We start from the raw sequence: 13,122 nt of genomic DNA, 5'->3' as shown, positions 1-13,122 counted from the left end.
TTTACTCGAGTCTGTTAGTTTGGCGCGGATTATAGCAGCAATTAAGATAAAGTGTTGCTATATTCCGCGAACAGAATTGGAATGTTGAAAATAAAAACGCAGGCTTATTTATGGTCTTGCCAAATCCCCTTAGTCAAGCGCATATCACTGTGCTCTTGATCTGTAGGTTGAAAGTCTGGAGTTTTATTGTCCTTTAACTGCTGATGATAATCTTTTGTTATCGACACCACGACTTTAGAAAGCAGCAAAATTGCCGTTACGTTTAATATTGTCATTAACCCAGTAGACATATCTGCTAGCGCAATCATTTGTGGTAAAGTTGCCACAGACCCAAACACTAACATTGCCAAAAAGCCCAAGCGCAAAATCCAATGGCCGATAAAATGATCCATTTTAAGATATTTTAAGTTGTTCTCAGCGTAAGCAAAATTGGCAACTATTGATGTAAAACCAAAGAATAATATAGCAACACTTATAAAGTAGGTTCCCCAATTACCTACCTGCGACGCAAGCGCTTGCTGGGTCAATTGAATACCTTGCATTTCTTGTCCGACTGGCTGATACAGTAAAATCATAAATGCGGTACACGAACAGATCACAATGGTATCAAAGAAAACCGCTAACATTTGCACATATCCTTGAGACACAGGATGGGGAGGATGTGGTGTTGCGGCTGCAGCGACATTAGGCGCACTCCCCATCCCTGCTTCGTTAGAATAAAGGCCACGCTTTACACCTTGCATAATTGCAGCACCAACAAGCCCACCACCAGCTTCTTTTAAACCAAAGGCAGATTTGACAATATCAAGGACAATCGCAGGGATGTGTTGGATGTTCATCAAAATAACAACAATGCATACCGCGAAATAGGCTACCCCCATAAATGGTACGGTCAGTTCAGCAAAGCGCGCTATATTTTTTAAGCCCCCTAAAATAATCCACGCGGTTAAAATCGTAATAACAATACCCGTTGCTAGTGGTGGAAAGCCAAAAGAGCCTGAAAAAGCATCAGTAATTGAATTAGCCTGAACAGAGCTAAAAACAAAACCATAACCAAAGAATAAACAAAGCGAAAACGTAATTGCTAATGGCTTACTCTTTAGGCCTTTACTCATATAATAAGCTGGACCGCCTCGAAAATTCCCTAGACTGTCCTTTTCTTTATATACCTGACCTAACATGCTTTCAGCAAAGGCAGTGGCCATACCCACAAGCGCAATTAACCACATCCAAAAAACAGCGCCAGCGCCACCGAGTGAAATAGCAACAGCTACTCCCATTAAGTTACCAGTGCCCACACGTGCCGCAAGGGAGGTAGACATGGCTTGGAAAGAAGAAATACCGTGGCTATCACTTTTTCGGCTATTTTTAAGTAACGAAAACATGTGACCAAAGTGAGTAAACTGTAAAAATTTAAGCCTAAAGGTAAACCATATACCACAGCCAGTTAAAAGATAGATAAGAACACTGCCCCACATATAACCATTGAGGGTATTTACAAAATCAAAAATCACAAATGTATCCGCTTTTGGAGATGAAGATATGAGTGTACATCAAATCGTTAAAGTTCAAAAATTTGATGTACACCATTCAGTTAGGAAGTTATTAACCCCAGTTTTCGAAATGGAAATGGTCTTTCGTTAAAGGAAGGTGGGCTGGGCGTAAATAATCACGATACAAGTAACGATAGAGGTTTCGACCTTGTTTCTCTTTTACGGCATCGGCTTCAACCATACTCTCTTTTGTTGGCAATTCCGCCATCCAACGAGCAAACTCCTCTTGGTGGCTATTCGCGATTTCATCCAGTTTCTGTGTATAGCTGTCAAAATCGTTAACTTTTAGGGCTTGCACCAAGGCCTGACCTTTTTCTGGATAAAAAGTAAAAATAAAACGCTGAGCTAAATAACTCCAACGATATACACGTTCAGTACCATCAGCATAAGTCGTCGCAAAGATATCAGCTAAACTAGGCTGCTCTGCCACTGGGGTATCGTGAATTAGCTTTACCGATTTAGCATTCACATTTTGGCGATAAACGTACTCAGCAATACCTTCTGACCACCAAACTAACTTACCTGGATAATGACCAAAGCCGCCGAACTTAGCAAAACGTCCATCCAAGTAATGCACATATTCATGCTCCAAATTCCAAACAGAGAATTTAGGTTGTTTCCAAAACGCTTCGAAAGAATAGAAAGTGGCCTGATTACCTTCTTCTTCTGGCTTACCTTCTATATACATGCCACCGTTATTGGTATAGATATTAAAAACCAGCTGTCCCCACATATTGTATTGGGTGTAATTGTTAAAAATAACAACACGCAATTGCGTGTTCTTATCATTGGCGATCGGCTCACGCTTAGTATTTAAGGTGTCATGAAAAAAGCTCTCTTGCGCGATTAACCCTGCACATGAATTGTTTAATTGCGCTTCAGTCATTTGATTTGCACGAATAACAATAGAATCTGAGCATTCGTGATTTACCGGTAATACTTCATCTATTGTTGGAATACTGCATAATCCTTTAAAACTTTCTTCACAATGATCCGTTGTTCGCAACGAATTAGCTAAATAAATATGACTAAACAGTTTCTTGGCAGTTTCTTTGCCGTTTGTTTCCACAAACGCGTTATCAAACAAGCGCTCTTTAACTATTTTATCTAGTGCTTGTTGTGCATCTTCTTCCATCAAAACGTGGAGCATAGCAAGCGACCACAAGTTATGCTGTGTAAGCCAACTGTCACTATTTAAGACAGTAAGCTGCTTAGTTAGACTGTCACTAACCATATTATTTTTTAGCAACGCAGACTTCAGGTTTTCGTCTCTAACCGCGTAATATGCAATGAAGCTCACCAACCGGTAAAGTTCTATATTTCGGTAGTCTTTAGCAGAACGCTCGTTATTGTCTAAATCAGATAATAACCTTGTCCAAAAAGGCATAAAGTCGGCAATATTGCTTGCTAAGCCTTCCTTTGTTTTACCGTCAGCATAATACAAATAAGTAAGCGCTAATAACTGCTCTTGCAGCCTATATGCTTGTGCATTGTCAGCTAGCGTTTTAGGGTGGTTAGTCAAAGAAACTAATGCTTTGTGAAAGCTAGCTTTTTTATCTTCATTAATTTTTTCTAGGTCAGCGAAGTAGTAATGAGCGCGCAAATAATAAAGAGACTTATCTACCGCGTTAAAATCAAATGTGTCGCTACTAGCATTGTTTAAAATCGTCGCCAATGATTGAGCAAATTGACCGCTGTTGTCATGATCAAAACATGATGACCAGAACAAATCTTGAGCTGACATGGGCGATAATGTAGAACAATCATCAACTCTGTGCTCATACGTATCCGTTAATACGTTAATTTGCTCACTTACATTCGTTTTTAACTTAGTTTGAGGTGACTGTTCAGTATTATTACATGCAGTTAAAGCAAGGCAAGTTGCTATGCTTACTGATAAAGGCTTTATTATATTTTTCATAACCATCCAAATTGAATACATTATACCTTTGTACAGGATATAAAAAAAAACCGCTAAGATCTATGTTAGTTCACATATATCCATAGCGGTATTTTTATAAGGATTGTTTTTAAATTAAGTTATTTCAGTTGCTGAACTGCCGCAATTAAATCGCCTGCGATATTTTTTCAACACTTGCTTTCGCATCACCAAAAAGCATCTGGGTATTGTCCTTAAAGAACAATGGGTTTTGAACGCCAGCATAGCCGGTATTCATTGAGCGTTTAAAAACAACAACTTGTTTTGCATTCCACACCTCTAAAACGGGCATTCCTGCAATTGGACTTCCAGGGTCTTCAGACGCTGCGGGATTAACCGTGTCATTTGCGCCTATGACAAGAACAACATCAGTTTCTGGTAAATCGGGATTGATCTCTTCCATACCGAGAACCACGTCATACGGCACTTTCGCCTCAGCTAAAAGAACATTCATGTGACCAGGTAGTCGACCTGCAACAGGGTGAATGCCAAACCGCACATTAACGCCCTTCTCTTTTAATTTTTGAGTAAGTTCGAAAACTGGATATTGCGCCTGAGCTACAGCCATACCATAACCGGGAGTGATAACCACTGACTTAGCTTCAGTTAACATGCTAGCCACTTGTTCAGCTTGTATTTCAACATGCTCGCCGTAATCTTTATCACCATCAGACACAGGGTCATTGCCAAAACCTCCAGCGATTACACTGATAAAAGAGCGGTTCATCGCTTTACACATGATGTAAGATAAAATAGCGCCTGATGAGCCAACTAAAGCTCCAGTTACAATAAGTAAATCATTGCTTAACATAAAACCTGCTGCCGCTGCCGCCCAACCTGAATAAGAATTCAACATAGATACGACGACTGGCATATCAGCACCACCGATTGATGCCACTAAATGCCAGCCAAATACCAATGCAATTGCTGTCATCAGGTACAAGGCGAAGTTAGAGCCACCTTGTTGAACGAAGTAAATCATTAAAACAAAGCTAACGATTCCAGCGGCCAGATTCATTTTATGACGCTGCGGTAAAACTAATGCTGCGGAGTTTATAACGCCGCGTAGTTTGCCAAACGCGACAACAGAGCCAGTAAAGGTAACCGCGCCAATAAACACGCCTAAAAATACTTCAACTAAATGTATCGTAATTTTAGTTTGCTGAGCATCAGTCAGTATTAGCTGAGCTTCATGAGCCATTTCAAAATAACTATTAAAGCCGACCAAAACAGCCGCTAAACCAACAAAACTATGTAATATCGCGACTAACTCAGGCATTTGAGTCATTTCTACACGTCGCGCCAGCGACAAACCGATAAATGCACCAATAGCCATAGTCACAATGATAATGCCGTAATTATCAACCCGTGGGTCTGCAATTGTAGCTATAAGCGCGATAAGCATACCTATCATGCCGAAGGTATTACCATTTTGTGCAGTCTCCTGCTTACTTAAGCCCGATAAACTAAATATAAAAAGTAATGCAGCAACTAGATAAGCTGCAGTGATCATTCCAGTAGTCATGTGCAACTTCTCCTACTTGCGAAACATTTTTAACATGCGTTTAGTGACGGCAAATCCGCCAACTATGTTGATGGTAGCAATTAAGATTGCTACCCCCGAAAGCAGTTGTATTAAGAAGCTGCCACTACCTACTTGCAACAAGGCACCGACAATAATTATGCCTGAGATGGCGTTTGTTACACTCATCAAAGGTGTATGCAAAGCATGAGTAACATTCCATACCACGTAATAACCAATAACACAGGCTAAAACGAATACAGTAAAGTGGGCTAAAAAGTCTGCCGGGGCCACACTGGCAATCCACAAAAAGGCTAAGCCACCAATTGCCATAGCAGCATATTTTTTAGTTGAAGATTTAGGCTCTGCCTCTTTTATTTCTTGCGTCTCTTGTTTTTTAGGCGCTGGTTTTACCGGTGCCGCGCTGACTTTAATGGGAGGTGGAGGGAAACTTATTTCATCTTGATGAACAACGGTCATGTGACGAATAACTTCATCTTCGATGTTTACCGTGACTTCACCATCTTTGTTCGGCGTTAGTAGTTTTAGTAAATTAACTAAGTTATTAGCATAAAGCTGTGATGCTTGGTTAGGTAAGCGAGAGACTAAATCAGTGTAACCGATAATTTTTACACCATTTACATCAACCAGCTTACCAGCAACGGTAAGCTCGCAGTTACCACCTCCAGCAGCCGCTAAATCAACGATCACGCTACCTGTTTTCATTGAGGCAACCATATCTTCAGTAATAAGTTTAGGAGCGGGTTTACCAGGGATCATCGCAGTAGTAATAATAATATCGACATCTTTCGCCTGTTCAGCAAAAAGTGCCATCTCAGCATCGATAAAAGCTTTACTCATTTCCTTTGCATAGCCATCACCGCTTCCTGTATCTTCAGGCTCTTCGTAATCAAGCTCTAGAAACTCAGCGCCCATGCTTTCAATTTGTTCTTTCACTTCCGGGCGAGTGTCAAAAGCGCGAACAATAGCCCCTAAACTTCCAGCAGTGCCTATTGCAGCGAGACCTGCTACGCCAGCACCAATAATGAGCACTTTTGCAGGAGGCAAATTCCCTGCCGCAGTAATTTGCCCAGTCAAAAATCGGCCAAAGGTATTAGTCGATTCAACAACCGCTCGATAACCAGCGATGTTTGCCATGGAGCTGAGAGCATCTAAAGATTGAGTTTTGGTCATACGCGGCACCATATCCATGGCGAGCGTAGTGATTGATTTAGCGCGCAGAGCTTCTAATAACTCTGGAGATTGAGCAGGTGCAATTAAACTAATGAGTGTCGCGCCCTCTTTTAACTCTGCTGTTTCATCTAAAGTGGGAGCATTTACTTTTAGCACTACATCGCACTGCCATGCTTTCTTCTTAGTTACAATAACGGCGCCAACGTTTTCGAAATCAGCATCAGCAAAACTTGCTTTTGTTCCTGCTCCTTTTTGAATGTGGACGTCAAAACCAAGTTCAACTAGTCCTTTTACGCTGGTGGGAGAAGCCGCTATTCGGTTTTCTCCCCGTAGTGATTCTTTGACAACGCCTATTATCATTTAGCACCTTCTTATTATTTTGTTTAAACAACACACTGTTGTGATTAATTTTTTACCACGTTGTGATGATTAATCAAGCAGAAATGCGTAAACAATAGTCAACATAAGGTAGGTGAATGTTATTCTTCGTTACAAAGCTGGAGAAATAATGCGCTTAACATAACGGGTAAAGCGCAAATAGTATTAAAGAAAGTTGATGGATAATTGATATATAAAATAAGCCTTTGCGTCTTAATCGATATCGTCTAAAGGCCAAGTAACGATATTATCTTCAAAATAGGCAATGTCTGCTTCATCATCTTTTACGACTTTTCCACGTACAGACATTCCGGCTTTGTGCATCGCTGACTTTTTGCCTTTATTTAGTAATGGATGCCAACTTGGTAATCCTCGACCTTCCTGAAGTCGTCGATAAGAACAGCTCGGTGGCATAAAGAACACATCTTCCAGGTTATCTTGGGTTAATTGCACGCAATCAGGCACTAACTTAGTTCTTTTACTGTATTGTGTGCATTGACATGTTTTATCGTTGAGTAGATGGCAAACAATATTCGAATAAACAACTTGCTCGCCCTCGTTAAGGTGAGAAGTCGATTCAAAACCTACTTCTTCATCGGTTGAATCATCGTCGATAAAGGTGTGTAAGCAGCATTTAGCACAGCCATCACATAAAGATTCCCACTCTTGTCGAGTCATCTCTGCTAAAGTTTTTTCTTGCCAGAATGGTTTAATTGTTTTCATGCTACTTACTTAAATTGTGTCGTTAAAGTTCAACGGCTGGGTACTTGATACGGTCTGATAAATAACCAACCGAGGTGACAAAATAATACGAGAAATTCCAGTTCATTAAGCTTTTGTAATTATCATAAGCTAAATACACTCTCCCTTTCTCATTGTCAGGGAAAATCAACGCAGCTTTTAGATCTGTTACAGGTAAGTCCGAGCCGTCCGCTCTTCTTACCCCAAGCGCTTGCCATTCTGATAGTGGCTTTTCTAATCGTTTCCAATGCTGTTGCCACTTTTTACGACCACCATGTTTTTTAGGGATCGCGAGAGTCAAATCAAACTCTTGAGGTAATTTAACCTGTCTGCCCCAAGTCAGTTGGTCATTCCATCCTGCTTTTACCAAGTAGTTTGCCATAGAGGCAAAAACATCTTCTTGGTTTTGCCAAATATCTTTTTTACCGTCGCCGTCACCATCTACCGCGTAAGCAAGAAATGAAGTAGGCATAAACTGGTTTTGCCCCATAGCGCCAGCCCAAGAACCTTTCATATTTTCTGCTGAAATATGTCCTTCTTGCACTATGGTTAATGCTGCCCATAACTGCTTTTGAAAGAAGGCTTCTCTTCTGCCTTCATAAGCCAAAGTAGATAATGCGGAAACAACATTGTAATTGCCCATAATCTTGCCGAAGTTAGTTTCTAAGCCCCATAAGGCAACAATAAATCTTGGCTGAACACCGTACTGTTTACCAATACGTTCAAGCATCGGGTAGTGTTCTTTATATTTGGCTCTGGCTCTATCTACTTTCCATTGCGGAACACGCTTTGGTAAATAAGTATCGAGAGTTTCAACACGTTCAGGTTGGTTTCTATCTTTTTTAACAGCACGCTTACGAAACTTTGCATTGGCAAAGCTCTGTTCGACAAAACTAGGTTCAAAGCCTTTTTCTATCGCTATTTTTTTCAACTCTACTAAGTATTGCTTAAAGCCTTCTTCCGTTAATTCTTTCGCTTGAACATTAACGTGAGTACTCGAGGCTATGAATAAAATACTGGCTAGAATTGTGGAAACTTTCATTAAAATTCCTTCAGTTATAAGCGCGGTAAAAACTTAATACTAATGCTTTGGCTTCATCTGAGCTTTATGCTCAGCTAACAAATCTTCTTTCGGTGGTGGCAACTGAAGATAGAAACCATTTTCTTGAAGTTCTGACTTAACTTTAGCGATATCAGCAAGCGCCAAAGAAGTACGATCGGCAAGGTTTACTATAGTCACTAAATTTGGCGTACCAAACATTTTCATTAAAGCTTCTGGTACCTGACTGAAATCGTCGCGTTTGTTAACGTATAAATAAGTTTGCTCTTTTTTCGCACTGCGATATACGGCGCATAGCATAGTAAAACCCTACAAATTTAAAGAAGAATTAAAATAAAAATATAGCATGCCAACTTTTATCACGTCAGCTCACTAAAGCGAGATTTAGCGTGCTTTAATAGCACTTCACCAAATGAAAGGTAGCGCCAACCAAACAACAAATCTACTTGGTTAGTCTCGCCTTCAGGTAAGTTATTATTGTAGTAAGCAGACATGAGTTGATTGATTTGCTTTTTAGAAGCACATACTTCAGGTGCTAAACCAATAGTCTCTGCTTGTTTAGATATAAAGTTTTTCACTTTCTTAAATAACTGCTTATATCCTGGGTATTCATCCAATCGTCTAATTTTTTCTGGATACTGCTCTGGTTCAACGTTATCAGCTTGGCGAAGAACCGCTAACATGGCTTTGCCCTTGTGCCTTACATCCAACACATCAACGCCATCGATGTTGGCCATCGCACCAACACTTTTAGGTGAGCGCATCGCAACATTAATAATGGTGTGATCTTTAGCAATAAATCCAATCGGGCGATCTTTTTCTACCGCTAGTTGATAACGCCAGCTCGCAAGAAATTTAAGATTATTAAGTTGCTTAGGTGATAACTTCCAACTCATTTTTACCGAGTGATATAACTCGTCAAGCAAGATCGGGGTGAACTTTTTATTAATTAACGATTGCGTTTCTTGTTTTGCCGCTTGTTCCCAGGGCGTTTTACGAATATCCGCTAATAATAAAGGATAAATCTTATGTAAGTGTGTTACATCCGCTTCAGCATAACGTAGCTGGCTTTCCGATAGTGGTCTTTTCGTCCAGTCAGTTCTTGAATCAGACTTATCTAATCGAATATCTAAATAATGCTCTACTAAGGTAGCATACCCTACCGATAGACCATGCCCTAAAAACGAGGCCATTAACTGGCTATCAATTAAATTTGCTGGCTGGCAATCACCCCATGTTAGGAAAACTTCAAGATCTTCAGGGCAAGCATGAATAACTTTAACTAAGTTTTCATCTTCGAGTAATCGCCACACAGGAGATAAATCATCAATTTCAATAGGATCAACTAACGCTATCGTTTGTCCATCTGATATTTGGATCAGGCCTAACTTAGGAAATAAAGTGCGTGTTCGCACAAATTCGGTATCAATTGCCAAATGCTCGGCTTTTGCAAATTGACCACACAATTCTGTTAATTGTTGGTGAGACGTCACATAAAATGACTGCATTACACGACTCTCCTATTACTCTAAGTTAGCTATTATTAGTATTTTCTAAACAAGGCAAGGCGACTCGAATTAACGGCGACGCCTTGTTTGTTGCTGGTGACGATGTTGGTGTTTTTTAACACTTCGTCTAATGCGCCTTGCTTTGGCATTATCCATCGCCTTTTCGTCAACACGAAGTTTTGACTTAGTTTCAGCAGATAAGCCTACCAGCTTACGGTAGTAATTGACTTCTTTAATTGGCAGCTCAATCCAACCACCTAAAGGTAATTGGCGTCTAAGCTCTATATCGCCATAACGAACTCGAATTAGGCGCGACACCTGAACATCTTGGCTTTCCCAAAGTCGTCTTACTTCGCGATTTCGCCCTTCTGACAGCACTACATGGAACCAATGGTTGCGCCCTTCTCCACCACGATAAAAAATCTGTTGAAATTTCGCAGGGCCATCTTCAAGTTTTACACCCGTTTTTAGGCGGTTCAACATGGCATCATCAACTTCACCAAAAACACGAACCGCATATTCACGCTCTACCTTGCGTGAGGGGTGCATTAATCGATTTGCCAATTCACCGTCAGTAGTAAACAGTAGCATGCCCTGGGTATTAATATCTAAACGACCAACAGCAATCCAACGACCGGACTCTAGTTTGGGTAAACGATCGAATACCGTTGGACGTCCTTCTGGATCTTTACGCGTACACATTTCGCCTTCCGGCTTGTTGTACATCAAAATGCGACAAACTTCTTCAGTTTGTGGAGTTAGATGAACTTGGTGACCATCGACTCGAACTTGTTCAGTTCCTTCAATGCGGTCGCCTAATCGGGCAACTTTACCATCTACACTGACGCGTCCAGCGCTAATTAGGGTTTCCATTTCTCTACGAGAACCCTTGCCTGCTCGCGCTAGGACTTTCTGTAATTTTTCAGACATGCTCTTTCTCTTTCCGGCAGTAACATCACGCAACTCGAATACAAGTTAACGCTAAGTCTCTGTCTCTTTGTTGCCACTTTAGCAATCACGCCAAAGTGGTCGATGCGTATTATATCCTGCAATTAGCTCGGGTCGAAAGTATATTCTTCGATACTTTTTAATTCAGGTAACTCTTTTATAGACTTTAAAGAAAAATGATCTAAGAATGCTTTAGTAGTTCCATACATCGCAGGCCGACCAGGAACGTCTTTATGCCCAACCAAACGGATCCACTCTCTGTCTAATAAGCCACGAATAATCTGGCTACCTACAGCGACACCGCGGACATCCTCAATTTCACTTCTCGTAATCGGTTGTTTATAAGCAATCAATGCTAAGGTCTCTAACATAGCACGCGAAAGTTTGACGGGTTTTGCCTGCCGAGCATCGTTAAGCTCATTACTTAACTCTTTACTGACGATAAATTGATAACCAGACGCTAGCTTAACTAAGTTTACGCCTCTTTCTTGATATTGAATTTGAAGTTCATCTAAAGCGTCGGCAACTTGCTTTTTAGTTATTTGCACCGTAGTAGACAACAATTCAAATAGCTCTTTTGTCGACAGCGGTTTTTGCTCGGTAAATAGAGTCGCCTCAACTAAATGAACCATTTTAGTTGGCGTTAGCTTTTTCTTATTATTCGACAATTGCACTGATAAATCAGTCATCTGCTGGTTGTAATCCTATTTACCGTTAATAAAGTTGCACTTAGTATTAATCGTCAGTCAGCGTAATCGGTATAAGTTAACGCCAACATAATCTGCCCAGACTCTTCGTCTGACTTAACCTTGATTAAACCATCTTTTAGCAAAGACAATAAAGCAAGAAAGCTCACCACAACGCCAGCCTTGCCTTCTTTAATTTCGAAGCACACTGAAAATTTATGCCAGATATCATGTCCAGAGACTTCCAGCCTTTCAATAATGCGCCCTATTCGCTCTCTTGTCGACAATCGCTCTTTTTCTACATGATGATGCTCAAAGGCTTGTGCACGGTTTAACAAGTGCTTAAAGGCTTGGTGTAAATCTGCAAGCGAAACATCAACTGGCGGTAATGGGCTATCCATCTCTTGCTGTAACGAAAGCCGTGCTGTTAACAAATCTCGCTCTAATTGTGGTAATTCATCCAGCTTTTGCGCAGCATCTTTATATATCTCGTAAAGCTGTAGTCGCCTGACTAAGGCTTGTCGAGGATCTTCGTCGTCATTCTCTACTTCTGGCTTAGGTAACAATAACCGAGACTTAATTTCGGCTAATGTAGATGCCATCACTAAGTAGTCACCAACAAGTTCAGTGCTGGCATTCTTTAATACCTCAATATAACGCATGTATTGTTGTGTTATTGGCGCAATGGGTAAATCCAAAATATCGAATTTTTGCTTACGAATCAGGTAAAGCAGTAAATCCAGCGGGCCTTCAAATTGCTCTAAAATAACTTCAAGCGCATTCGGTGGAATAAACAAATCCTCAGGCTTCTCAACAACCGCCTCGCCGTGAATATAGGCTAGCGGCAATGGCTGTTGGATCATATTATCGAAATTGCTCATGCTAACTTATTGCGCTCATTTAGCTTAGCCGCTTACTCAAACGGGGAAGGATCACCCTCTCCGACGCGAATGACAGTGGCGTCGCCATCAGAAAAGTCAATAACCGTCGTCGGGTGCTCGCCTAGATGCCCGCCATGAATAATTAAGTCCACTTGATGCTCTAACGCATCTCGAATCAATTCAGGGTCATACTCAGCGAAATCCTGTCCCGGCATGATCAATGTCGTCGACATCAAAGGTTCTTCTAAAGCTTCTAATAACGCTTGGCTGATTGCATTATCAGGGACTCGAATCCCTATGGTGCGTTTCTTAGGGTTCATCAATCGTTTGGGTACTTCCTTACTCGCCTTAAAAATAAAGGTATAAGGTCCAGGCGTATTATTTTTAAGAAGTCTAAACGCAGAGTTATCGACGCGAGCATATTCTGAAAGCTCGGATAAATCACGACAAACCAAAGTAAAATTATGGTCTTTTTCAATTTTGCGAATAGCACAAATACGATCTAAAGCTTTTTTATCACCAATATGGCAACCAATTGCATATCCTGAATCCGTTGGATAAACAATAACGCCACCTTGTCGAATAATTTCCGCTGCCTGCTTCATTAATCGACCTTGTGGGTTGTCTGGGTGCACGTAAAAAAACTGACTCATAAATTAGGTCCTTAATGAATGATTGGAAATGCAAAGCGGTTATAGTGAAACAAAACACT

General features: G+C 40.8%; 12 protein-coding genes. All 12 read right to left on the bottom strand.

The annotated features are described in order from the left end of the window. Positions 1-104: 104 nt before the first annotated feature. Entirely contained in the window at positions 105-1,514 is a 1,410-nt protein-coding gene (locus tag ACOB80_RS05235) for an alanine/glycine:cation symporter family protein (protein WP_473164747.1), read from the bottom strand. Between the two features lie 91 nt (positions 1,515-1,605). Then, complete coding sequence (locus ACOB80_RS05230; protein ID WP_473164746.1) at positions 1,606-3,474, bottom strand: collagenase; 1,869 nt, start codon at positions 3,472-3,474, stop codon at positions 1,606-1,608. A 145-nt stretch (positions 3,475-3,619) separates the two neighbouring features. Next, positions 3,620-5,017 (bottom strand): Re/Si-specific NAD(P)(+) transhydrogenase subunit beta, encoded by a 1,398-nt coding sequence (gene pntB / locus ACOB80_RS05225; protein ID WP_473164745.1) that lies wholly within the window; start codon positions 5,015-5,017, stop codon positions 3,620-3,622. Between the two features lie 12 nt (positions 5,018-5,029). Beyond that, positions 5,030-6,568 carry a Re/Si-specific NAD(P)(+) transhydrogenase subunit alpha gene (locus ACOB80_RS05220; RefSeq protein ID WP_473164744.1) on the bottom strand — a complete coding sequence of 513 codons (1,539 nt, stop codon included), beginning with the start codon at positions 6,566-6,568 and terminating at the stop codon, positions 5,030-5,032. Between the two features lie 231 nt (positions 6,569-6,799). Then, positions 6,800-7,309, bottom strand: coding sequence for a YcgN family cysteine cluster protein (locus tag ACOB80_RS05215; RefSeq protein WP_473164743.1), 510 nt, complete (start codon positions 7,307-7,309; stop codon positions 6,800-6,802). A 22-nt stretch (positions 7,310-7,331) separates the two neighbouring features. Continuing rightward, positions 7,332-8,375 (bottom strand): lytic murein transglycosylase, encoded by a 1,044-nt coding sequence (locus ACOB80_RS05210; RefSeq protein ID WP_473164791.1) that lies wholly within the window; start codon positions 8,373-8,375, stop codon positions 7,332-7,334. A 33-nt stretch (positions 8,376-8,408) separates the two neighbouring features. Next, complete coding sequence (locus ACOB80_RS05205; RefSeq protein WP_473164742.1) at positions 8,409-8,687, bottom strand: YcgL domain-containing protein; 279 nt, start codon at positions 8,685-8,687, stop codon at positions 8,409-8,411. 59 nt (positions 8,688-8,746) lie between these two features. Further along, positions 8,747-9,895: a ribonuclease D gene (gene rnd / locus ACOB80_RS05200; protein WP_473164741.1), complete on the bottom strand. Its 1,149-nt coding sequence runs from the start codon at positions 9,893-9,895 to the stop codon at positions 8,747-8,749. Between the two features lie 69 nt (positions 9,896-9,964). After that, positions 9,965-10,825, bottom strand: coding sequence for a 23S rRNA pseudouridine(2605) synthase RluB (gene rluB, locus ACOB80_RS05195; RefSeq protein WP_473164740.1), 861 nt, complete (start codon positions 10,823-10,825; stop codon positions 9,965-9,967). Between the two features lie 122 nt (positions 10,826-10,947). After that, entirely contained in the window at positions 10,948-11,532 is a 585-nt protein-coding gene (scpB, locus tag ACOB80_RS05190) for an SMC-Scp complex subunit ScpB (RefSeq protein ID WP_473164739.1), read from the bottom strand. A gap of 53 nt (positions 11,533-11,585) precedes the next feature. Next, positions 11,586-12,410, bottom strand: a complete 825-nt coding sequence (locus tag ACOB80_RS05185) for a segregation and condensation protein A (RefSeq protein ID WP_473164738.1) — start codon at positions 12,408-12,410, stop codon at positions 11,586-11,588. Positions 12,411-12,442: 32 nt separating this feature from the next. Beyond that, a complete protein-coding gene (locus ACOB80_RS05180; RefSeq protein ID WP_473164737.1) occupies positions 12,443-13,063 on the bottom strand; it encodes an L-threonylcarbamoyladenylate synthase in 621 nt (206 codons plus the stop codon). Positions 13,064-13,122: the final 59 nt, after the last annotated feature.

It is taken from the genome of Thalassotalea coralli (genome assembly GCF_055786205.1).
This window is presented reverse-complemented; position numbering and strand designations above follow the sequence as displayed.

Excerpts from the sequence above, each read along its gene's own strand:
- scpB (WP_473164739.1), bottom strand. The coding sequence starts at position 11,532 with ATGACTGATTTATCAGTGCAATTGTCGAATAATAAGAAAAAGCTAACG.
- rluB (WP_473164740.1), bottom strand. The coding sequence starts at position 10,825 with ATGTCTGAAAAATTACAGAAAGTCCTAGCGCGAGCAGGCAAGGGTTCT.
- ACOB80_RS05215 (WP_473164743.1), bottom strand. The coding sequence starts at position 7,309 with ATGAAAACAATTAAACCATTCTGGCAAGAAAAAACTTTAGCAGAGATG.
- ACOB80_RS05185 (WP_473164738.1), bottom strand. The coding sequence starts at position 12,410 with ATGAGCAATTTCGATAATATGATCCAACAGCCATTGCCGCTAGCCTAT.
- ACOB80_RS05205 (WP_473164742.1), bottom strand. The coding sequence starts at position 8,687 with ATGCTATGCGCCGTATATCGCAGTGCGAAAAAAGAGCAAACTTATTTA.
- ACOB80_RS05220 (WP_473164744.1), bottom strand. The coding sequence starts at position 6,568 with ATGATAATAGGCGTTGTCAAAGAATCACTACGGGGAGAAAACCGAATA.
- pntB (WP_473164745.1), bottom strand. The coding sequence starts at position 5,017 with ATGACTACTGGAATGATCACTGCAGCTTATCTAGTTGCTGCATTACTT.
- rnd (WP_473164741.1), bottom strand. The coding sequence starts at position 9,895 with ATGCAGTCATTTTATGTGACGTCTCACCAACAATTAACAGAATTGTGT.
- ACOB80_RS05180 (WP_473164737.1), bottom strand. The coding sequence starts at position 13,063 with ATGAGTCAGTTTTTTTACGTGCACCCAGACAACCCACAAGGTCGATTA.
- ACOB80_RS05230 (WP_473164746.1), bottom strand. The coding sequence starts at position 3,474 with ATGAAAAATATAATAAAGCCTTTATCAGTAAGCATAGCAACTTGCCTT.